Raw genomic sequence first — 23,252 nt, forward strand, 5'->3', positions numbered from 1 at the left:
AGGGGCGGAATTATGGTTAAAAAGAAAACAAAGTTCTTTTGTAATGCCTGCGGCTATGAATCACCAAAATGGCTTGGTAGATGTCCTGGTTGCGGTGAATGGAATACGATGGTTGAAGAAGTAGAAGTGGTATCAAAAGGGCCGAGAGGGGCATTTCAACATTCTGCAAATGTATCGCAAAAAGCGACACCCATTATTTCTGTAGAATCTGAAGAGGCACCAAGAGTTGAGACGGAACTAAAAGAGCTAAATCGCGTCCTAGGAGGTGGGGTAGTACCAGGCTCATTAATCTTAATTGGTGGTGATCCAGGTATCGGTAAATCCACATTATTATTGCAGGTATCAGCATTGCTATCCAATAAAGGTCACAGAGTTCTTTATATTTCAGGAGAAGAATCAATTCGGCAAACAAAGTTACGTGCAGAGCGACTTGGAGTCAAATCACCGGAGCTGTATATTTACTCAGAAACAAATTTAGAGTTTTTAAATCAAACGATTGAAGAAGTGAAACCAAAGTTTGTTATTGTAGATTCCATTCAAACTGTCTATCATCCAAATGTGACAAGTGCACCAGGGAGCGTATCACAAGTTCGTGAATGTACAGCTGAGTTTATGAGAATCTCAAAGACCAAGAATATTGCCATTTTTCTTGTTGGACACGTGACGAAAGAGGGACAAATTGCTGGCCCTCGTATCTTAGAACATATGGTAGATACCGTGTTGTATTTTGAAGGCGAACGTCATCATACGTATCGAATATTACGTAGTCAAAAGAATCGCTTTGGTTCTACGAATGAGATTGCTATTTTTGAAATGCTACAAAATGGTTTAAAAGAAGTGTTGAATCCTTCCGAATTGTTTTTGCAAGAACGTTCGCAAGGTGCGCCAGGCTCAACTGTTGTTGCTTCTATGGAAGGTACACGTCCAATTCTTGTAGAGATTCAAGCGCTTGTAACGCCATCAAGCTTTAACTACCCAAAACGAATGGCTACAGGTGTTGATCAAAATCGAATTTCCTTGTTAATGGCTGTATTAGAAAAAAGAATGGGTATGTTATTACAAGCACAAGACGCCTATATTAAAGTTGCTGGTGGGGTGAAGTTAGATGAACCTGCAATTGATTTGGCTGTACTAGTAAGTATTGTTTCTAGTTTTAGGGATATTGCTGCCAAACCAATGGATTGTTACATTGGAGAGGTTGGATTAACAGGTGAGGTACGTCGTGTATCTCGTATAGAGCAACGTGTTCAAGAAGCTGCAAAATTAGGCTTTAAACGTGCTATTATTCCAGCATCTAATTTAGGTGGATGGGATTATCCAAGTGATATTGAAGTGATTGGTGTAGAAACAGTGAATCAAGCATTAAAGTTGAGTTTTAAGGAATTATAAGTTGTTAAACAATTTATTTGTCGTTTAATGTCTATAAAAATGCCTTTATGACATAGATTGTATTATAAAATGATGTACAAAGCGTTTTTAAGAAAATCTATGTATAATTAAATTATCAAAAGGAGGTGCATTAAATGTTAAAGAGAATTGTCCAAATTGCGTTTCTTTTTATCGGGGGAACGATGGGTTTATTTATTTTACCGCCATTATACGAATTGATTCATTTATCCTCAAACCCATGGTTAAATAATCCGTATACTTCTGTTGCAATTGGCGCATTAATATTATTTGGATTTTCATTTTTATTCTCGGATTATTTTGTGAAGTTTATCCGATGGATGGAAGAAAAACTATTAAAAGCACCTGTAGGAGATTTATTGTTCGGTACATTAGGGTTGATTATTGGATTAATTGTTGCATATTTAGTAGGGTTTGCAATTGATAGTATTAAAATCCCTGTAATTACAACAATTTTGCCAATATTATTGTCAATAGTATTAGGTTACCTTGGATTTCAAGTGGGCTTCAAAAAGCGTGATGAGTTAATTAATGTTTTCACATCTGGTAAAGCATCTTCACTTGGTGGATCAAGAAAAAAAGCAGTAGAGGAATCCGAAATCTTAGGATCGATGTATAAGCTTTTAGATACAAGTGTTATTATAGATGGCCGTATTGCTGATATTTCTGAAACAGGCTTTGTTGAAGGGGTATTAGTTGTCCCTCAATTCGTATTAACAGAATTGCAGCATATAGCAGATTCTTCAGATACATTGAAACGTACAAGAGGTCGCCGCGGTTTAGATATATTAAGAAAACTTCAGGACGAAAGAGCTTCACAAGTGTTAATTACGGAAATTGATTTCGAAGACGTTCAAGAAGTAGATTTAAAATTAGTACGCCTAGCAAAGCAAATGGGTGGACAGATTTTAACAAATGATTTTAATTTAAATAAAGTTTGTGATCTGCACAATGTTAAAGTTCTAAATATTAACGATTTAGCAAATGCAGTGAAACCAGTTGTTATTCCTGGTGAAGAGATGAATGTTGTTGTTATTAAAGATGGTAAAGAACATAACCAAGGTGTAGCTTATTTAGATGATGGTACAATGATTGTTGTAGAAGAGGGGAAATCTTTTATAGGTCAAGCGATTGTTGTAACGGTAACAAGTGTATTACAAACTTCTGCAGGTCGAATGATTTTTGCAAAACCAAAACAAAATGGAAGAACAGCATAATATTATAAAATAGGAAAGAGACAGGGCGAAAGTGTGCCTTGTCCTTTTCATTGATGAGGAAGTGAAATGGTACATGCAATATGATGTAATATTACCAGCAGCGGGTAGTGGTAAACGTATGGCAGCAGGATGCAATAAGTTGTTTTTGGAATTACGTCAAAAGCCAATCTTGATACATACTTTAGAAGTATTTCAACAGGATGATGCATGTAAAGGAATTTGGTTAGCAGTAAAACCTGAAGAGCGTTCATATATTGAATCGCTTTTAGTGAAATATAATATTACAAAGGTAAAAGCATTATCTGATGGCGGTGCTGAACGTCAATATAGTGTAAATGCCTGTGTGAAAAAGGTTAAAGACAGAGATATTGTATTAGTGCATGATGCAGCAAGGCCTTTTATAACAATTCCAATTATTCATAAATTGGCAGAAGTTGCTCATAGCAAAGGTGCAGCTATTGCCGGAGTACGTGCAAAAGACACGATGAAACGAGTAAAGGATGGCATGATTGAAGAAACTGTAGACCGTTCAAGTCTTTGGATGATTCAAACACCACAAGCATTTGATTTTGAAGTGTTAAAACGTGCAGAACAACTAGCAGAAAGAGATCATTTCTTAGGAACGGACGAAGCAATGCTTGTTGAACGTATGGGGCATTCTGTATATATTGTTGAAAGTAGCTATGAAAACGTTAAAATAACTACTAAAGAGGATTTAGTATTTGGTGAAGCAATTTTAAGTCAACGTATAGGAGGATAACAATGTTTCGAATAGGACAAGGATTCGATGTACATGCTTTTGCAGAAGGTCGCCCACTAATTATTGGAGGAATCACTATTCCTCATGATAAAGGTTTACTGGGACATTCGGATGCAGATGTATTATTGCACGCAGTAACGGATGCAGCACTTGGCGCAATTGGAGAAGGAGATATTGGTCGTCATTTTCCTGATACTGATCCAGAATTTAAGGATGCAGATTCTGCAAAATTATTAGCTTATATTTGGAAAATGGTAGAAGAAAAAGGCTTTGCTTTAGGAAATGTTGATTGTACAATTATGGCACAACGTCCGAAATTAGCACCATATATTCAACAAATGCGTAATCGTATCGCAGAATTATTACATGCAGAACCATCCCAAGTTAATGTCAAAGCAACCACTACTGAAAAACTAGGATTTACTGGACGTGAAGAAGGAATCGCTTCAATGGCAACAATTTTACTTATTAAGAATTGACTTCCTTTAATTTTTATACTGGCAGTGGTAAAATGGACAAAGTTAACTTTTGAACGAAAAATAGGAGGATTTAAATCATGACTAACAAAGTTCGTGTTCGTTATGCACCAAGCCCAACTGGACATTTACACATTGGTGGCGCACGTACAGCACTATTCAATTATTTATATGCAAAACATTATGACGGAGATTTTATTCTTCGTATTGAAGATACAGACGTAGCTCGTAACATCGAGGATGGCGAAGCTTCACAAATCGAAAACCTAGCTTGGTTAGGTATACACCCGGTAGAATCACCAGTAATCGGTGGTCCTTACGCTCCTTACCGCCAAATGGAACGTTTAGATATTTATAAAGAATACGCAGAAAAGTTAGTTGATATGGGTATGGCTTACAAATGTTTCTGTACTTCTGAAGAATTAGAAGCTGAACGCGAAGCTCAACGCGCAAACGGTGTTGCAGCACCAATGTACAAAGGTACTTGCCGTCATCTATCTGCTGAAGAAATTGCGGAAAAAGAAGCAACTGGTATGCCTTATACAATTCGTTTTAAAGTACCGGAAAATGAAACATATACATTTGATGATTTAATTCGTGGTGAAGTAACATTCGAATCAAAAGACATCGGCGACTGGGTAATCATGAAGGCAAACGGTATCCCAACTTACAATTTTGCGGTTGTACTTGATGACCACATGATGGCAATGACACACGTATTCCGTGGCGAAGAACATTTATCAAACACACCAAAACAATTGATGATTTACCGTGCATTCGGATGGGAAGCACCTCGTTTCGGTCATATGACATTAATTGTTAATGAAAATCACAAAAAACTTTCAAAACGTGATGAATCAATCATCCAATTTATTTCTCAATACAAAGATCTTGGTTACCTTCCTGAAGCAATGCTTAACTTCCTAGCATTACTTGGCTGGTCCCCAGAAGGTGAAGAAGAAATTTTCACTGCTGAAGAGTTAATCGCTCAATTCGATGAAAAACGTCTTTCTAAATCACCATCTATGTATGACACACATAAATTAAAATGGATGAACAACCAATACATGAAGAAACTTTCTCATGAAGAAGTAGTTGCTCTTGCTCTTCCATTCTTACAAAAAGAAGGTTTACTTCCTCAAGAACTAACTGCAGAACAACATGAATGGGCTTCAAAACTAATTGGTTTATATCATGAACAAATGAGTTACGGTGCTGAAATCGTTGAATTGACTCGTATGTTCTTTACAGAGGAACTTGAATATAATGATGAAGAAAAAGAAGTTTTAGCAGGGGAACAAGTGCCAGAAGTAATGGCAGCATTCAAAGCGCAACTTGAAGCTTTAGAAGAATATGAACCTGCAGAAATTAAAAAGGCAATAAAAGCTGTACAAAAAGAAACTGGTCACAAAGGTAAAAATCTTTATATGCCAATTCGTATTGCTGCTACTGGTGAAATGCATGGCCCAGAATTAAATGATGCACTTGTTTTACTGGGAAAAGAAACGGTACTAAATCGCATTGGAAAATTTGTTAAATAATTTTAGTTGCTTTTTTTCTACTTCATTGTACAATAAAGCTATTAAATGATGAAAAAACGTTGAAGAGGAGAAGTATGTGGCGCATGCTCTAAAGAGAGGACCATCACCGGCTGAAAGTGGTCTGAGCCAATGTAAAACAGAAATGCACCTCTGAGTACTAGGTTGAATTATATTTTAGTAGGTCTAGTCGGTTCGTCACCGTTAAAGGCGATTGAGCGGGAAGTATTTTAGCGATACTTCCAACCAGAGTGGAACCGCGCGAAACCGGCGTCTCTGTCTTGTAATAAGACAGGGACGTTTTTTATTTGGCTCTGTCTCTACTATCTTCTTTACTTGGCCATAAGGTGGCAACTTCTGACTTTAAGTATCCATCTGAAGTAAAAGCTGAAATACCAACAGCGTTTTCAACCAAATATGCATTTAAAAGTTAGAAAGAGTAAAACTTCCATCAGTGGTGATTTTCTACATCCACACTGATAGTTAGTTGAACCAACCGGGCTTTTACGTTATCCCGGTTTTGCGGGATAAATTTTATGAATTAGGAGGGGTATAAATATGTTTAAGAGAATGAGAGAAGATATTGCAACAATTTTTGAAAATGATCCAGCAGCTCGTAGTACACTAGAAGTGGTATTAACTTATTCTGGGTTACATGCTATATGGTCTCATAGAATTGCACATGCTTTGTATAAACGTAAATTTTATTTTATCGCGAGATCTGTTTCACAAATTAGTCGATTCTTTACAGGTATTGAAATTCACCCCGGTGCGAAGATAGGGAGACGTTTTTTTATTGACCATGGTATGGGGGTTGTAATTGGTGAAACCTGTGAAATTGGAGATGATTGTACTTTATATCAAGGTGTAACATTAGGAGGGACAGGGAAAGAAAAAGGTAAGCGTCATCCAACGCTAGGGAATAATGTTTTAGTTGCTACTGGTGCAAAGGTACTTGGTTCAATTACAATTGGTGAGAACAGTAAAATTGGTGCTGGATCCGTTGTTTTGAAGCCAGTGCCACCAAATGCAACAGTTGTTGGTATTCCAGGCAAAGTAGTTATTCAAGATGGTGTTCGTGTAAATCATGAACAAAAATTAGACCATCAAAATATTCCTGATCCAGTAGAAGATCGTTGCCAACAATTAGAACAAAAAATAAATGTATTATATAAAGAACTTGTGAATAAGGAGAGATAATCCCACATGGGTATTCAAATTTTTAACTCATTAACACGTGAAAAAGAACCATTTGTACCTCTTGAAGAGGGTAAGGTCAAAATGTATGTATGTGGTCCAACTGTTTATAACTACATTCATATAGGTAATTCACGTCCTGTTATCGTCTATGATACAGTGCGTCGTTATTTAACATACCGTGGCTATGAAGTTACTTATGTTTCTAACTTTACAGACGTGGATGATAAAATTATTAAAGCGGCAAATGAGTTAGGAGAAGAAGTATCAGAACTAACAGAACGTTTTATTAAGGCTTATTTTGAAGATATAACAGCACTTGGATGCCAAAAAGCTGATGCACATCCACGTGTAACCGATCATATGAACGAAATTATTGAGTTTATTAGTGTATTGATAGAAAAGGGCTATGCTTATGAATCTCAGGGAGATGTCTACTACCGTACTCGTAAATTTAAAGATTATGGTAAATTGTCACACCAATCAGTAGATGATTTGAAAATTGGTGCTCGTATTGAAGCTGGAGAAAAGAAAGAAGATGCTTTAGATTTTGCACTTTGGAAAGCTGCTAAACCAGGTGAAATCTTCTGGCATAGTCCATGGGGAGATGGTCGACCAGGTTGGCATATTGAATGCTCAGTAATGGTACACAATCATTTTGGGGATACAATTGATATTCATGCTGGTGGTCAAGATTTGACATTCCCTCATCATGAAAATGAAATCGCTCAATCAGAAGCATATACAGGTAAAACGTTTGCGCGCTATTGGATGCATAATGGTTATATTAATATTGATAATGAAAAAATGTCAAAATCACTAGGTAACTTCATTTTGGTGCATGATATTATTCAACAAATTGATCCACAAGTATTGCGTTTCTTCATGTTGTCAGTGCATTATCGTCATCCGATTAACTTTGCACAAGATTTAGTTGAAGCAGCAGCTGCTGGTTTAGAACGTATCCGTACTTCTTATAACAACTTGCAACATCGTCTAAATGCCACTGCTAATCTAGGAGAAAAAGAGCAAGCTTGGATCAATGCAATCCAACAAGAACGTCATAACTTTGAAATTGCAATGGATGATGATTTTAATACTGCAAATGCAATTGCTACTCTATTCAGCTTATCTACAGAAGCCAATAAATATTTGAATGAAATAAACACAAATCAAGAAACTTTAACAGCATTCATCGATACATTTAACGAACTTTCAAATGTCTTAGGAATCGAACTTCAAGTTAAAGAAGAATTATTAGATGAAGAGATCGATGCATTAATCGAAGAACGTCAACAAGCAAGAAAAAATCGTGATTTTAAACGCGCTGATGAAATTCGTGATCAACTAAAGGATATGAATATTATTTTAGAAGATACACGTCAAGGCGTTCGATGGAAACGAGGTTAATGAAGTGAGAGAACTTCGTCATGCAGATGTTAAACAATTAAATGCCCTCGCTTTAGCATATATGGGTGATGCCGTATTAGAAATTGCAATTCGCGAGCATTTATTAAGAGCGGGACGCGTAAAACCAAACATTCTTCACCGTGAAGCGACACATTATGTTTCTGCAAAAGCACAAGCTATGGTAATTCATCAAATGATTGATGAAGATTACTTTACAGAAGAAGAAATGGCTGTATTAAAGCGTGGTCGTAACGCAAAATCAGGATCAGTGCCCAAAAATACAGATGTTCAAACATATAATTATAGTTCAGCGTTTGAAGCAGTTCTTGGATTTTTATATTTAACAGATCAAAAAGAACGCGTTGATGAGATTATTCGTTATGCAGTCAATATGATTGAAGATAAGAAAGGAGTGTCAAAAAAATAATGGCAGAACAATCAAAAGAAATAATAGCTGGCAAAAATCCAGTTTTAGAGGCACTTCGATCTACAAGAGATATCAACAAGATTTGGATAGCTGAAGGCGTTAAAAAAAGCGGGATCAATGAACTATTAGATTTGGCAAGAGAACGTGGTATAATCGTTCAATTTGTCCCTAAGAAAAAAGTGGATCAGTTATCTTCAGAGAACCATCAAGGAATTGTCGCCTCAGTTGCTGCTTATAACTATGCAGAATTAGAAGACCTTTTTAAAGTAGCTGAGGAACGTGGGGAAGATCCTTTCTTTATCATCTTAGATGAATTAGAAGATCCTCATAATTTGGGCTCTATTATGCGAACTGCAGATGCAGTAGGTGCACATGGTATTATTATTCCAAAACGACGTTCTGTTAGCTTGACAGCAGTTGTTGCAAAAGCATCTACAGGTGCTATCGAGTATATTCCAACAGTTCGTGTTAACAACTTATCTCAAACTGTAGAAGAGTTAAAACATCGTGGTGTTTGGATTGCAGGAACCGATGCTAAAGGTTCTGTGGACTATCGAAAAATGGACGCAACTTTACCGTTAGCGGTAATCATCGGTAGTGAAGGACGTGGTATGAGCCGTATCCTTAAAGAAAAATGTGATTTTCTTTATAATCTCCCTATGGTTGGTCATGTCACATCTTTAAATGCTTCAGTAGCTGCGTCATTATTGATGTATGAAGTATTCCGTAAACGCCAAGAAGTTTAAAGGTGACTGCTGATGAATATACTCTTAGTTGATGGTTATAACATTATTGGTGCATGGAAGGAACTACAGGTTTTAAAAGAACATAAGCTAATAGATGCGAGAGATCGACTGATAGAGTTAATGGCAGACTATCAAGCCTATTCAGGAATGCGCGTCATCGTTGTTTTTGATGCGTATCTCGTTCCGGGAATTGCAACAAAGGTGAAGCAACATAATGTTGAAATTATCTATACAAGGGCAAAAGAAACTGCAGATGATCGTATTGAAAAGCTAACGGCTGAACTGACAACTAAACGTGACAAAATCTATGTAGCCACTTCGGATATGGCAGAACAAAATGTCATATTCGGAAATGGTGCATTACGAAAATCAGCGCGTGAATTTGAAATTGAAATGCAAAATGTACGCATTCAAATTTCGCAAAAAGTAAAAAATATACAAACACAAAAACCGAGTTCAAAAATTCCTTTATCATCCGAAGTTATGGAAAAATTCGAACAAATGCGTAGAGGAAATAAATTGAGTGATTGACTGATATTTTCCAATTCCGTTATACTGTTTTTAAATAGGCTAGCGCAATCGGGGTGATACTTTGTTAACAAGTGATCATTTACACATGAAGCATCAAGAATTTGAAGACTTAACTGATGAGCAATTAGTGGGTATGGCGCGTAAAGGAGATACAGAAGCGTTGGACTTTCTAATCAACAAATATAAGCCGTTTGTGCGCTTAAAAGTAAAGTCCTATTTTCTAATTGGTGCTGATAAAGAGGATATTGTGCAAGAGGGTATGATCGGATTATATAAAGCAATCCGAGATTTTAAAGGTGATAAATTAGCTTCTTTCAAAGCTTTTGCTGAACTTTGTATTAAACGCCAAATTATTACAGCTATCAAAACAGCTACAAGACAAAAGCATATACCGCTTAATTCCTATGTTTCATTAGATAAACCGGTCTTTGAAGAGGAATCTACAAAAACTTTAATGGACATGCTGACAGGAGCAACAATTGATGATCCTGAAAAACTAATGATTCATCGTGAAGAGTTCAATCATCTAGAAGAAAAAATTGGAGAAGTATTAAGTGATTTAGAACGTCAAGTATTAGCTCTCTATCTAGAAGGTTGTTCGTATCAAGAAATTTCTGGAAGATTGGATCGTCATGTCAAATCAATTGACAATGCATTACAACGTATTAAAAGGAAATTAGAAAGACATCTAGAGGTAGAATAGCAATTTAATAGCATTAAGAGGTTAGTTGACAGCTTGTATAATAGGTGATAGGCTTTTAAAAGGACAAATGCCGAAAGGTGATAATATGGCACAAAAAGTCGCACTAAGCTGTGAAAAATGCGGGGCTAGAAATTATCATTTACCCGTAGCTAAGGACAATTCAAAGAGAATAGAACTGAAAAAATATTGTTCTCATTGTAATGAGCATACATTACATAAACAAACTAAATAATACGATTCGTTATGTATATATGATTATATTCGGAGGTTTGGTTGGATGGGTAAGATAGGTGAATTTTTACGCGGTGTTCTATCAGAAATGAGAAAAACTAGTTGGCCAAAGCGTAAAGAATTAACAAAATATACAATGATTGTTGTTTCAACTTTAGTGATAATGGCAGCGTTTTTCATGGTAGTCGATTTAGGTATTTCTAAATTATTGCGCTGGTACTTAGAATTATGATTTAATAAAGTTAATATGTTTGAAATTGCCCGTGTGTTGTAACGGGTTTTTTCATTTTGCCTTTTAGAAAAGGAGGGAAGGACGAACAGTCCTATCTATTATGGAAAAAAATTGGTATGTCGTTCATACTTATTCAGGTTATGAAAATAAAGTTAAAGCAAACCTAGAAAAACGTGTTGAAACAATGGGTATGCAAGATAAAATCTTCCGTGTAATTATTCCAGAAGAACAAGAAACTGAAATTAAAGATGGTCGCAAAAAAACATATATGCGTAAAACTTTTCCAGGCTATGTTTTAGTTGAACTAGTTATGACAGATGATGCTTGGTATGTTGTACGTAATACGCCTGGTGTAACTGGATTTATCGGCTCTTCAGGTGGGGGGGTAAAACCAACACCATTACTACCCGAAGAAGTAGAAGCGATTCTACAACAAATGGGCGAAAATGAAACAAATGTTGATTTAGATTTCAACGAAGGTGATTTAGTTGAAGTTTTAGAAGGACCTTTTGCTCATTTCCAAGGAATTGTTAATGAAATAATCGCGGATAAAGGCAAAGTCAATGTAACAGTTGATATGTTTGGGCGCGAAACAAAAATGGAACTAGATTTTGACCAAGTTCTAAAAGTTTAAAATGTAAGGTACTTGCCTTGCATTTTAAAAAGTGTTATCATTTCATAGGTCATACTGTGCAAATATAACACAAGTTATGACATAGTAATTTTAATGTTATCGGATTAAGCCGACAGACAGATATTGAGTGGGAGGGGAAACCCAATTACCACATCACGGACTTAAGGAGGTGTGTCTCGTGGCTAAAAAAGTTGTTAAAGTTGTAAAACTTCAAATCCCAGCTGGTAAAGCAAATCCAGCGCCACCAGTAGGTCCTGCATTGGGTCAAGCAGGTGTTAATATCATGGGATTCTGTAAAGAATTCAACGCTCGTACTGCGGACCAAGCAGGTTTGATTATTCCAGTTGAGATTTCTGTATTTGAAGATCGTTCTTTCACTTTCATTACAAAAACTCCACCGGCAGCAGTGTTACTAAAAGTAGCAGCTGGTATTAAATCAGGTTCAGGTGAACCAAACCGTAAAAAAGTAGCTACAGTGAAACGTGATAAAGTACGCGAAATCGCTGAAACTAAAATGCCAGACTTAAACGCAGCATCAGTAGAAGCTGCAATGTCAATGGTAGAAGGTACTGCACGTAGCATGGGTATTGTGATCGAAGACTAATCCCATTACTTGATAAAGTATTGTTTTTGGAGGTTGCGATTGTTTCTTATAGTGATATTTGAAACTCGCAGCCTTTATTCGTGGGAGGTTTAATCCGTTACAACCACAATCAAGGAGGAAATATATAATGGCTAAAAAAGGTAAAAAATTGCAAGATGCAGCTAAATTAGTTGACCGTAACCAACAATACACAGTAGCTGAAGCAGCTGAACTTGCTAAAAAAACAAGCACTGTTAACTTTGACGCAACAGTTGAAGTAGCATTTAACTTAAATATCGACACTCGTAAAAACGACCAACAAATCCGTGGAGCAGTTGTACTTCCAAACGGTACTGGTAAAACTCAACGCGTTTTAGTTTTTGCTAAAGGTGAAAAAATTAAAGAAGCTGAAGCAGCTGGCGCAGATTACGTAGGCGATGCAGAATATATCCAAAAAATCCAACAAGGCTGGTTTGAATTCGATGTAATCGTTGCAACTCCAGATATGATGGGTGAAGTTGGTAAACTAGGTCGTGTATTAGGACCTAAAGGCTTAATGCCAAACCCTAAAACTGGTACTGTTACTTTTGATGTAACAAAAGCAGTTAACGAAATCAAAGCTGGTAAAGTCGAATACCGTGCTGACAAAGCTGGTATCGTTCACGCTCCAATTGGTAAAGTTTCATTTGAAGCTGACAAATTAGCTGAAAACTTATCAACTCTTGTTGACGTAATCCTTAAAGCAAAACCTGCTGCTGCAAAAGGTACTTACATCAAATCATTACATGTAACTACTACAATGGGACCATCTATTAAAGTGGATCCACTATCTGCTACAGTAGCAAAATAATTTTTGATTGACAAACCTATTATCATTTGCTATGATTTATAGCGTTGTGAATCATCCATTTGTACCGTAGACCGTAGGGGCGATTGATCGCTTAATCATCCTACCGAGGACAAAGGAAGTCAGACTCTTACTTAAGATGATGAAATTCCGCCTCTTGTCTACAATGGCAAGAGGCTTTTCTTTTGTTGGTATAAATGACCCATTCTTATAGGAGGTGTCAAGATGAACAAAGCAGTTGAAGCTAAACAAGCTGTTGTTCAAGAAATCGCTGACAAGTTTAAAAGCGCAGCATCAGTAGTAGTAGTTGACTACCGTGGTCTTACTGTAGCTCAAGTTACTGATTTACGTAAACAATTACGTGAAGCTGGTGTAGAATTCAAAGTATACAAAAATACTTTAGTTCGTCGTGCTACTGCAGAAGCTGGCCACGAAGAACTTAACGAAGTTCTTACAGGTCCAAACGCAATCGCATTTTCAAATGAAGATGTAGTTGCTCCTGCGCGTATCATCAACAAGTTTGCGAAAGAAAACGAACAATTAGAAATCAAAGCTGGTCTTATCGAAGGCGCATATGCTAGCGTTGAAGAAGTTAAAGCATTGGCAGAACTTCCATCTCGCGAAGGTTTACTATCTATGCTATTATCAGTACTTCAAGCTCCAATGCGCAACTTAGCTCTTGTAACAAAAGCTGTTGCAGAACAAAAAGAAGAACAAGGCGCTTAATTTTAAGTGTAGCTTAATCTTTAGGTATTTATATACCAAACCAAAAACTTACATTCCGTATAGGAGGAAAATATAATGAACAATGAGCAAATCTTAGAAGCTGTTAAAGCTATGACAGTTCTTGAATTAAACGATTTAGTAAAAGCAATCGAAGAAGAATTCGGTGTTACTGCTGCTGCTCCTGTAGCTGTTGCTGGTGGCGCTGCTGCTGCTGCAGAAGAAAAAACAGAATTTGATGTTGTTTTAGCTTCTGCTGGCGATCAAAAAATTAAAGTAATCAAAGTGGTTCGTGAAATCACTGGTTTAGGTCTTAAAGAAGCTAAAGAAGTTGTAGATAACGCTCCTAAAGCTCTTAAAGAAGGTGCTTCTAAAGAAGAAGCTGAAGAAATCAAAGCTAAACTTGAAGAAGTTGGCGCATCTGTAGAAGTTAAATAATTTCTGCTGATTGATTGTGAAAAGCTCGTCAATTTTGACGAGCTTTTTCTTTATCTAAAGATGATGGAGGGCATTATTATTGTCAGAACATTATTATTCAAAAAAACCTCTAGTTGAAAGTAAACCTCGCAGATGGAATTTTACACTTCGAGGATTTTCATTTGTATTTGAAACGGATGCAGGGGTTTTTAGTAAAAGCGAAGTAGATTTTGGCTCCCGTGTATTAATTGATAGTTTTGAAATGCCAGAAGTTGCAGGGTGTATTTTGGATGTAGGTTGTGGATATGGACCAATTGGTTTATCAATTGCAAAAAGCTATCCAAATCGTATAATTCAAATGATGGATGTTAATGAGCGAGCGGTCAATCTAGCAAAGAAAAACGCTGAATTGAACGGGGTTCAAAATGTGCGAATTTATGAGAGTGATGCACTTTCATCTGTTCATGAAGAACAAGTCGCTGTTGTTTTGACAAATCCTCCGATTCGCGCAGGCAAAAGTACGATTTTCAGATTCTATGATGAAGCATTTGAGAAGTTAGTTGATTCAGGAGAATTATGGATTGTTATTCAGAAGAAGCAGGGAGCACCGTCTACTGTGGAACATTTGGAATTAAAATTTTCTAAAGTGGAAATAGTAGAAAAGAAAAAAGGATATTGGATTATCAAAGCAATAAAATAAATTTGTCAAAACTTATAGATTGACTTGACAAAAACGCTGTGATATTATAATACAATGCAAAAATATTAATTTGAAGGCGTTTGCCTATTGACTGAAAATGTAAATAGCTAGAGCTTTCAGATTTAACTTTGGTTAATCGAAAATGAGCTCATCAACGAACTCGTTTTCTTTTTGTCTTTCGTAATCATACAACATTTATATGGTTTCTGAAAGACCTATTATCGCTTTATTGAGGGGTGAATGAGTTGACAGGTCAACTAGTTCAGTACGGACAACACCGCCAGCGTAGAAGCTTTGCGCGTATTAAAGAGGTGCTGGAACTTCCGAATCTTATTGAGATTCAAACCGCATCTAACGAGTGGTTTCTTGAAGAAGGTTTACGTGAAATGTTCCGTGACATTTCACCAATTGAAGACTTTACAGGAAATCTATCACTAGAATTCGTCGACTACAGTCTCGGAGAACCGAAATATGATGTCGATGAATGTAAACAACGTGACGTGACTTATGCAGCACCGTTGCGCGTAAAAGTACGTTTGCTTAACAAGGAAACAGAAGAAGTGAAAGAACAAGAAGTATTCATGGGTGACTTCCCACTCATGACAGAAACTGGTACTTTCATCATTAACGGCGCAGAACGCGTTATTGTTTCACAATTAGTTAGATCACCAAGTGTATACTATCACGATAAAACAGATAAAAACGGCAAGAAAGGTTTTGGCGCTACAGTTATTCCTAACCGTGGTGCATGGCTTGAATACGAAACAGATGCAAAAGATGTTGTCTATGTTCGTATTGACCGTACACGTAAATTACCAATCACTGTACTTTTACGTGCACTAGGTTTCGCGTCTGACCAAGAAATCATCGAGTTAATCGGTGATAATGAGTTCTTACGTAACACATTGGAAAAAGACAACACTGATAGCACAGAAAAAGCACTATTAGAAATCTATGAACGTCTACGCCCTGGTGAACCACCAACAGTAGAAAGTGCAAAAAATCTGTTATATTCACGTTTCTTCGATCCAAAACGTTATGATTTAGCAAACGTTGGTCGTTACAAAATGAACAAAAAACTTCACATTAAAAACCGTCTATTCAATCAAACAATTGCTGAAACATTAGCAGATCCTGAAACAGGCGAAATTTTAGTTGAAGCTGGAACATTGATTGATCGTCGAGTACTAGACCGTTTAATTCCATATTTAGAAAAAGGTATTGGTTTCAAAACTATTTCTAAAGTTGGTGGCGTTCTAGAAGGCGATATTCAAATTCAAGAAATTAAAATCTATGCTCCAAATGATGAATCACAAAAAGAAATTAAAGTAATCAGTAACGCTTATGTTGAAGAAGAAGTGAAACATATCACTCCTGCAGACGTAGTAGCTTCTGTATCTTATTTCTTTAACTTACTATATGGAGTTGGTGACACAGACGATATCGACCACTTAGGTAACCGTCGTCTACGTTCTGTAGGTGAACTTCTACAAAATCAATTCCGTATCGGTCTTTCTCGTATGGAACGTGTAGTACGTGAACGTATGTCTATTAACGACACAGCGTCTATTGTGCCACAACAATTAATTAATATTCGTCCTGTAATTGCAGCTATTAAAGAATTCTTCGGTAGCTCTCAATTATCACAATTCATGGACCAAACAAACCCATTAGCGGAACTAACTCACAAACGTCGTCTATCAGCACTAGGACCTGGTGGTTTAACTCGTGAACGTGCTGGTTTCGAAGTACGTGACGTTCACTATTCTCACTATGGTCGTATGTGTCCGATTGAAACGCCTGAAGGTCCTAACATCGGTTTGATTAACTCACTTTCAAGTTATGCGAAAGTGAACAAATTTGGTTTTATCGAAACACCATACCGCCGTGTTGATCCTGAAACAGGTCGTTTAACTGACCATATCGATTATTTAACTGCAGACGAAGAAGATAACTATGTAGTTGCTCAAGCAAACTCTCCATTAAATCCTGATGGTTCATTTGCTGAAGAAGAAGTTGTTGGTCGTTTCCGTGGAGACAACTCTGTATTCAAACGTGAAACAGTTGACTACATGGATGTATCACCAAAACAAGTAGTATCTGCAGCGACAGCATGTATTCCATTCTTAGAAAACGATGACTCTAACCGTGCTCTAATGGGTGCCAACATGCAACGTCAAGCTGTTCCTTTGTTAAACCCAGAAGCTCCATTCGTTGGTACTGGTATGGAACACGTAGATGCTCGTGACTCAGGTGCAGCAGTAGTTGCAAAATATGCAGGTATTGTTGAACATGTAGAAGCACGTTCAATCCACGTACGCCGTATCGAAGAAATCGATGGAAAAGAAGTAAAAGGCGATTTAACAAAATATAAATTACAAAAATTTGTACGTTCTAACCAAGGTACAAGTTACAACCAACGACCATTAGTGAAAGTTGGCGAACGTGTTCAACCTCGTGATATTCTTGCTGATGGTCCTTCAATGGAACGCGGAGAATTAGCACTTGGTCGTAACGTAGTCGTAGCATTCATGACTTGGAATGGTTATAACTATGAAGATGCCGTAATCATGAATGAACGTCTTGTTAAAAATGACGTTTATACTTCTGTTCATATCGAAGAATACGAATCAGAGGCTCGTGATACGAAACTCGGACCTGAAGAAATCACACGTGATATTCCTAATGTTGGAGAAGAAGCATTACGTAACCTTGATGAACGTGGTATTATCCGTATTGGTGCTGAAGTACATGATGGAGATATCTTAGTTGGTAAAGTAACGCCTAAAGGTGTAACTGAATTGACTGCTGAAGAACGTTTATTACATGCAATCTTCGGTGAAAAGGCTCGTGAAGTTCGTGATACTTCACTACGTGTTCCACACGGTGCTGGTGGTATCGTCCTAGATGTCAAAGTCTTCAACCGTGAAGATGGAGATGAATTATCTCCAGGTGTTAACCAAATGGTTCGTGTCTACATTGTTGAAAAACGTAAAATTCGTGTTGGGGACAAAATGGCCGGTCGTCATGGTAACAAAGGGGTAATTTCACGTATCTTACCTGAAGAAGATATGCCATTCCTTCCAGATGGTACTCCAGTTGATATCATGTTAAATCCATTAGGTGTACCATCTCGTATGAACATCGGACAAGTATTAGAGTTACACTTAGGTATGGCTGCTCGTTACTTAGGTATTCACATGGCAACACCAGTATTCGATGGTGCATCTGATGAAGATGTATGGAAAACAATGGAAGAAGCCGGCATGAATCGTGACGGTAAAACAACACTTTATGATGGTCGTACAGGTGAACCGTTTGATAACCGTGTATCAGTTGGGGTTATGTATATGATCAAACTTGCTCACATGGTTGATGATAAACTTCACGCTCGTTCAACAGGTCCTTACTCACTCGTTACGCAACAACCTCTTGGAGGTAAAGCGCAATTCGGTGGACAACGTTTTGGTGAAATGGAAGTTTGGGCACTTGAAGCATATGGTTCTGCATATACGCTACAAGAAATCTTAACTGTTAAATCCGATGACGTTGTAGGTCGTGTGAAAACTTACGAAGCTATTGTAAAAGGTGAAAGCGTTCCTGAACCAGGCGTTCCTGAATCTTTCAAAGTATTAATTAAAGAACTTCAATCTTTAGGATTAGATGTGAAAATGCTAACAATCGATGATGAAGAAATTGAATTACGTGATAGTGAAGATGATGATGATCTTCAACCTAATGATTCATTCAATATCACTTCAAACGCCGATGAAGAAGCATCAGTAGGATCTCCTGAATAATCATTTATTTTAACAGTATTGGGGATGTTGGACAGGACCAGTTTTGGGCTTGTCCTCCTTCCCGTTATATCAATAAATCAATCGTCGAGCTAATGAAAAGTCATTCAAGACTTCAGAATAAAGGGAGGTAGGCTCCTTGATAGACGTTAATAATTTTGAGTACATGAAAATCGGTTTGGCTTCACCTGATAAAATTCGCTCATGGTCTTATGGAGAAGTAAAAAAACCAGAAACTATTAACTATCGTACACTTAAACCAGAAAAAGATGGTTTGTTCTGTGAACGCATATTCGGACCTACAAAGGACTGGGAATGTCATTGCGGTAAATACAAACGCGTACGCTATAAAGGTGTAGTTTGCGATCGTTGTGGTGTAGAAGTAACACGTGCAAAAGTACGTCGTGAACGTATGGGTCACATCGAGTTAGCTGCTCCAGTTTCGCATATTTGGTATTTTAAAGGCATTCCAAGCCGTATGGGGCTAATTTTGGATATGTCACCTCGTGCACTTGAAGAAGTAATTTACTTTGCTTCTTATGTAGTAATCGATCCAGCAGACACACCACTTGAGAAAAAACAATTGCTTTCAGAAAAAGAATACCGTGCATACCGCGAAAAATACGGTAAAACTTTTGAAGCTGCAATGGGTGCAGAAGCTATTAAGCAATTGCTACAAGAAATTGACCTTGATAAAGAAACAGAAGCACTTAAAGAAGAACTTAAAACAGCACAAGGCCAACGCCGTACACGTGCTATAAAACGTTTAGAAGTTGTTGAATCGTTCCGTCATTCAGGTAACCGTCCAGAATGGATGATTTTAGATGTACTTCCTGTAATTCCACCAGAATTACGTCCAATGGTACAACTAGATGGTGGTCGATTTGCAACATCTGACTTAAATGACTTATATCGTCGAGTTATTAACCGTAATAATCGTTTGAAACGCCTTCTTGATCTTGGAGCTCCTGGAATTATCGTTCAAAACGAAAAACGTATGCTTCAAGAAGCGGTAGATGCTTTAATCGATAATGGTCGTCGCGGTCGCCCAGTTACTGGCCCTGGTAACCGTCCATTAAAATCTCTTTCCCACATGTTAAAAGGTAAACAAGGCCGTTTCCGCCAAAACTTACTTGGTAAACGTGTTGACTACTCTGGCCGTTCTGTAATCGTAGTAGGTCCATCACTTAAAATGTACCAATGTGGTCTTCCAAAAGGTATGGCAATTGAATTGTTTAAACCTTTTGTAATGAAAGAGCTTGTTGAACGTGGTTTAGCACATAATATCAAATCTGCAAAACGTAAAATTGAACGTATGCATGAAGAAGTATGGGATGTACTTGAAGACATCATGAAAGAACATCCAGTTTTACTTAACCGTGCACCGACCCTTCATAGACTTGGTATCCAAGCGTTCGAACCAACTCTAATTGAAGGTAAAGCAATTCGTCTTCACCCATTAGTATGTACAGCATACAACGCTGACTTCGATGGTGACCAAATGGCGGTTCACGTTCCATTATCAGCTGAAGCACAAGCTGAAGCACGTTTGTTAATGCTTGCAGCACAAAACATCTTAAATCCTAAAGATGGTAAACCAGTCGTAACACCTTCTCAAGATATGGTATTAGGTAATTACTACTTAACACTTGAACGTCAAGGTGCTGTTGGTGAAGGTACAATCTTCTATGGACCAGACGAATTAAATGTTGCTTATCAAAACAGTGAAGTACATTTGCATTCTCGTATTGCAATTAAAGCTTCATCTTTAAATAACAAAACATTTACTGAAGAACAAAATAATAAATTGTTGATTACAACTGTAGGTAAAGTTATCTTCAATGAAATCCTAGATGATTCTTTCCCTTACATCAATGAACCAACAACTTCAAACTTACAAGATGGCACACCAGATAAATACTTTGTTCCAACAACAACTAACGTTAAGGAACATATAGCATCTCAAGAAGTTATTAAACCATTTACGAAAAAATATCTAGGTAAAATTATTGCTGAAGTATTTTCACGTTATCACATTACTGAAACATCTAAGATGCTTGACCGTCTAAAAGACCTTGGTTTCAAATTCTCTACTAAAGCTGGTATTTCAATTGGTATCTCAGATATCATCGTATTACCTGGTAAACAAGAAATTTTACACCATGCACAAGAACAAGTAGATAAAGTAATGAAACAATTCCGCCGTGGTTTAATTACTGAAGAAGAACGATACGATCGTGTTATTTCATTCTGGAGTGCTGCAAAAGATGAAATCCAATCTAAACTGATGGACTCACTTCCAGCAGAAAACCCAATCTTCATGATGAGTGACTCTGGTGCCCGTGGTAACGCATCTAACTTTACACAACTTGCTGGTATGCGTGGCTTGATGGCCAACCCAGCTGGTCGTATTATTGAACTTCCAATCAAATCTTCATTCCGTGAAGGTTTAACAGTATTGGAATACTTCATCTCTACTCACGGTGCGCGTAAAGGTCTTGCCGATACAGCACTTAAAACAGCTGACTCAGGTTATCTTACTCGTCGTCTAGTAGACGTTGCACAAGATGTTATCGTTCGTGAGGATGATTGTGGTACTGACCGTGGTTTAACGATTACTTCTCTAAAAGAAGGAACAGAAATCATCGAATCATTAGAAGAACGTATGACTGGCCGTTATGCTAAGAAAACAATACGTCATCCAGAAACAAACGAAGTAATGGTAGCGAGAGACGATTTAATTACAGCTGAACTTGCTCGTAAAATTGTTGAAGTTGGTATTGAAGAAGTAACAATTCGATCTGCATTTACATGTAACACTAAACATGGTGTATGTAAAAAATGTTATGGTATGAACTTAGCAACAGGTGATAAAGTTGAAGTGGGTGAAGCAGTTGGTATCATCGCTGCTCAATCTATCGGTGAACCAGGTACACAATTAACAATGCGTACATTCCACCAAGGTGGTGTAGCAGGTGCCGATATCACTCAAGGTCTTCCACGTATTCAAGAAATCTTTGAATCACGTAACCCTAAAGGTCAAGCTGTTATCACTGAAATTGCTGGTGTTGTTACAGATATCGATGAAGTTCGTGATGGTCAAAAAGAAATTACAGTTCAAGGTGCAGTAGAAACTCGTAAATATTTGGCTCCATATAATGCACGTTTAAAAGTACAAATAAACGATCAAGTTAAACATGGTCAAATTCTTACAGAAGGTTCTATAGATCCTAAAGAATTATTAAAAGTAACAGATGTTGCTTCAGTTGAAGAATATCTATTAAAAGAAGTCCAAAAAGTATATCGTATGCAAGGTGTAGAAATCGGAGATAAACACATCGAAGTAATGGTTCGCCAAATGCTTCGTAAAGTACGTGTTATTGAAGCTGGTGAAACTGAATTACTACCAGGTACATTACTTGATATTCACCAATTCTCTGAAGCAAATGCTGAAGCTGTACATGCGGGTAAAATCCCTGCAACATGTCGCCCAGTAATCCTTGGTATTACAAAAGCTTCTCTTGAAACAGAATCATTCCTATCTGCTGCATCGTTCCAAGAAACAACTCGTGTCTTAACAGATGCTGCAATTAAAGGTAAACGTGATGAATTACTTGGTCTTAAAGAAAATGTTATCTTAGGTAAACTTGTTCCAGCTGGTACAGGTATGCAACGCTATCGTCAAATTAAAATTGCGGAAAGTGAAGCAGAAAAAACAGAAGAAACAATTGCTGCTGAGTAATTTTTTAAAGAAAATCCAAGGGGAGAAAGTTTTTCTCCTTGGATTTTTTTATAATATTCGTTGACATCATTACAGATGGGTGTTAATATATTCTAGGTTGATAGTTGATTGTCTATCATTTATCATTTTGAAGGATATGAAAATGTCTTATGAAAAAGTCAAATAGACAAACAAAACAATCATTGGTATTAAACAAATAGTTACAGTATTACAAACTGTTCATGTAACCAAAGTTTTCGTTGCTCTAAATGCAGACGTTCGAATTACCACGCATGCGGTGCATTTAGCACAAGAAAATGGTATTCCCGTTGTATTTGTAGACTCGAAGAGAAAACTTGGTTAATCCTACTAAAATTAAGTGGGTACTGCAGTTGCTGAAAGTTAGTTTTTGCGATGATCACGCAAAGACTTTGTTTTTTACCCAAAAATGAACCACCTGGATGTGTGGATTTAAAGAAACAAAATGAAGGGAGGAAAAATCGATGCCTACAATTAACCAATTAGTACGTAAGCCTCGTCAATCCAAAAGTAAAAAATCAAAATCACCAGCGTTAAACAAAAGTTACAACAGCTTTGCAAAATCATTGACTGATGTTAACTCTCCACAAAAACGTGGTGTTTGTACACGTGTTGGTACAATGACTCCTAAAAAACCAAACTCAGCGTTACGTAAATACGCTCGTGTACGTTTAACAAACCAAATCGAGGTTAATGCTTACATTCCTGGTGAAGGCCATAACCTACAAGAACACAGTGTTGTTCTTATTCGTGGCGGTCGTGTAAAAGACTTACCAGGGGTACGTTATCACGTTGTACGTGGTGCATTAGATACAGCTGCAGTAAACGGCCGTATGCAATCTCGTTCTCTATATGGTGCTAAAAAACCTAAAGAAAAAAAATAATGTAAATTAGCTTTTAGCTGAAAGGAGGAAAA

At 37.2% G+C, this 23,252-nt stretch carries 23 protein-coding genes and 2 other annotated features; all 23 genes read left to right on the forward strand.

Annotated features, from left to right (window positions below; translation table 11 throughout):
• Window positions 1-12: 12 nt before the first annotated feature.
• The 23 genes from radA (at window position 13) to rpsL (ending at window position 23,220) form a co-directional block, all read left to right on the forward strand.
• Window positions 13-1,389, forward strand: coding sequence for a DNA repair protein RadA (gene radA / locus CEF14_RS14660; protein WP_102693521.1), 1,377 nt, complete (start codon window positions 13-15; stop codon window positions 1,387-1,389).
• A gap of 134 nt (window positions 1,390-1,523) precedes the next feature.
• Window positions 1,524-2,624 (forward strand): PIN/TRAM domain-containing protein, encoded by a 1,101-nt coding sequence (locus tag CEF14_RS14665; protein WP_102693522.1) that lies wholly within the window; start codon window positions 1,524-1,526, stop codon window positions 2,622-2,624.
• A 73-nt stretch (window positions 2,625-2,697) separates the two neighbouring features.
• On the forward strand, window positions 2,698-3,384 hold the full coding sequence (gene ispD, locus CEF14_RS14670; RefSeq protein ID WP_102693523.1) for a 2-C-methyl-D-erythritol 4-phosphate cytidylyltransferase: 687 nt from the start codon (window positions 2,698-2,700) through the stop codon (window positions 3,382-3,384).
• A gap of 2 nt (window positions 3,385-3,386) precedes the next feature.
• On the forward strand, window positions 3,387-3,863 hold the full coding sequence (ispF, locus tag CEF14_RS14675; RefSeq protein WP_102693524.1) for a 2-C-methyl-D-erythritol 2,4-cyclodiphosphate synthase: 477 nt from the start codon (window positions 3,387-3,389) through the stop codon (window positions 3,861-3,863).
• 77 nt (window positions 3,864-3,940) lie between these two features.
• Window positions 3,941-5,401: a glutamate--tRNA ligase gene (gene gltX / locus CEF14_RS14680; RefSeq protein ID WP_102693525.1), complete on the forward strand. Its 1,461-nt coding sequence runs from the start codon at window positions 3,941-3,943 to the stop codon at window positions 5,399-5,401.
• Between the two features lie 50 nt (window positions 5,402-5,451).
• Window positions 5,452-5,679: a binding site (T-box leader), on the forward strand.
• 277 nt (window positions 5,680-5,956) lie between these two features.
• Complete coding sequence (cysE, locus tag CEF14_RS14685) at window positions 5,957-6,598, forward strand: serine O-acetyltransferase (protein ID WP_102693526.1); 642 nt, start codon at window positions 5,957-5,959, stop codon at window positions 6,596-6,598.
• 6 nt (window positions 6,599-6,604) lie between these two features.
• Window positions 6,605-8,005 carry a cysteine--tRNA ligase gene (gene cysS / locus CEF14_RS14690; RefSeq protein WP_102693527.1) on the forward strand — a complete coding sequence of 467 codons (1,401 nt, stop codon included), beginning with the start codon at window positions 6,605-6,607 and terminating at the stop codon, window positions 8,003-8,005.
• A 4-nt stretch (window positions 8,006-8,009) separates the two neighbouring features.
• Window positions 8,010-8,432 (forward strand): Mini-ribonuclease 3, encoded by a 423-nt coding sequence (locus CEF14_RS14695; protein ID WP_281256524.1) that lies wholly within the window; start codon window positions 8,010-8,012, stop codon window positions 8,430-8,432.
• A complete protein-coding gene (rlmB, locus tag CEF14_RS14700) occupies window positions 8,432-9,178 on the forward strand; it encodes a 23S rRNA (guanosine(2251)-2'-O)-methyltransferase RlmB (RefSeq protein WP_102693528.1) in 747 nt (248 codons plus the stop codon). The genes CEF14_RS14695 and rlmB overlap by 1 nt, the downstream gene beginning before the upstream one ends.
• Window positions 9,179-9,190: 12 nt before the next feature.
• Window positions 9,191-9,709 (forward strand): NYN domain-containing protein, encoded by a 519-nt coding sequence (locus tag CEF14_RS14705; RefSeq protein ID WP_102693529.1) that lies wholly within the window; start codon window positions 9,191-9,193, stop codon window positions 9,707-9,709.
• Between the two features lie 85 nt (window positions 9,710-9,794).
• Window positions 9,795-10,412 (forward strand): RNA polymerase sporulation sigma factor SigH, encoded by a 618-nt coding sequence (gene sigH / locus CEF14_RS14710; protein WP_102694421.1) that lies wholly within the window; start codon window positions 9,795-9,797, stop codon window positions 10,410-10,412.
• Between the two features lie 85 nt (window positions 10,413-10,497).
• Entirely contained in the window at window positions 10,498-10,644 is a 147-nt protein-coding gene (gene rpmG, locus CEF14_RS14715) for a 50S ribosomal protein L33 (RefSeq protein WP_102694422.1), read from the forward strand.
• A gap of 45 nt (window positions 10,645-10,689) precedes the next feature.
• Window positions 10,690-10,875 (forward strand): preprotein translocase subunit SecE, encoded by a 186-nt coding sequence (gene secE / locus CEF14_RS14720; protein WP_102693530.1) that lies wholly within the window; start codon window positions 10,690-10,692, stop codon window positions 10,873-10,875.
• 100 nt (window positions 10,876-10,975) lie between these two features.
• The gene (gene nusG, locus CEF14_RS14725) at window positions 10,976-11,509 is read left to right on the forward strand and encodes a transcription termination/antitermination protein NusG (RefSeq protein ID WP_102693531.1); all 534 of its coding nucleotides are present in this window, start codon (window positions 10,976-10,978) and stop codon (window positions 11,507-11,509) included.
• 178 nt (window positions 11,510-11,687) lie between these two features.
• Window positions 11,688-12,113 (forward strand): 50S ribosomal protein L11, encoded by a 426-nt coding sequence (gene rplK, locus CEF14_RS14730; RefSeq protein WP_146013888.1) that lies wholly within the window; start codon window positions 11,688-11,690, stop codon window positions 12,111-12,113.
• Window positions 12,114-12,240: 127 nt separating this feature from the next.
• On the forward strand, window positions 12,241-12,942 hold the full coding sequence (gene rplA / locus CEF14_RS14735) for a 50S ribosomal protein L1 (protein WP_102693533.1): 702 nt from the start codon (window positions 12,241-12,243) through the stop codon (window positions 12,940-12,942).
• Between the two features lie 46 nt (window positions 12,943-12,988).
• Window positions 12,989-13,132: a sequence feature (ribosomal protein L10 leader region), on the forward strand.
• Window positions 13,133-13,164: 32 nt separating this feature from the next.
• Window positions 13,165-13,665: a 50S ribosomal protein L10 gene (gene rplJ, locus CEF14_RS14740; RefSeq protein ID WP_102693534.1), complete on the forward strand. Its 501-nt coding sequence runs from the start codon at window positions 13,165-13,167 to the stop codon at window positions 13,663-13,665.
• Window positions 13,666-13,740: 75 nt separating this feature from the next.
• Window positions 13,741-14,100: a 50S ribosomal protein L7/L12 gene (gene rplL, locus CEF14_RS14745; protein WP_102693535.1), complete on the forward strand. Its 360-nt coding sequence runs from the start codon at window positions 13,741-13,743 to the stop codon at window positions 14,098-14,100.
• Window positions 14,101-14,179: 79 nt separating this feature from the next.
• Window positions 14,180-14,779, forward strand: a complete 600-nt coding sequence (locus CEF14_RS14750) for a class I SAM-dependent methyltransferase (protein WP_102693536.1) — start codon at window positions 14,180-14,182, stop codon at window positions 14,777-14,779.
• Window positions 14,780-15,024: 245 nt separating this feature from the next.
• Window positions 15,025-18,579, forward strand: coding sequence for a DNA-directed RNA polymerase subunit beta (gene rpoB, locus CEF14_RS14755; protein ID WP_102693537.1), 3,555 nt, complete (start codon window positions 15,025-15,027; stop codon window positions 18,577-18,579).
• 136 nt (window positions 18,580-18,715) lie between these two features.
• Entirely contained in the window at window positions 18,716-22,318 is a 3,603-nt protein-coding gene (gene rpoC, locus CEF14_RS14760) for a DNA-directed RNA polymerase subunit beta' (protein ID WP_102693538.1), read from the forward strand.
• A gap of 181 nt (window positions 22,319-22,499) precedes the next feature.
• On the forward strand, window positions 22,500-22,661 hold the full coding sequence (locus tag CEF14_RS14765; protein WP_281256553.1) for a ribosomal L7Ae/L30e/S12e/Gadd45 family protein: 162 nt from the start codon (window positions 22,500-22,502) through the stop codon (window positions 22,659-22,661).
• Window positions 22,662-22,800: 139 nt separating this feature from the next.
• Entirely contained in the window at window positions 22,801-23,220 is a 420-nt protein-coding gene (gene rpsL / locus CEF14_RS14770) for a 30S ribosomal protein S12 (RefSeq protein WP_102693539.1), read from the forward strand.
• Window positions 23,221-23,252 lie beyond the last annotated feature (32 nt).

Origin of the sequence: Rummeliibacillus pycnus (genome assembly GCF_002884495.1) — a bacterium.
In the GTDB taxonomy this organism is placed as follows: domain Bacteria; phylum Bacillota; class Bacilli; order Bacillales_A; family Planococcaceae; genus Rummeliibacillus; species Rummeliibacillus pycnus.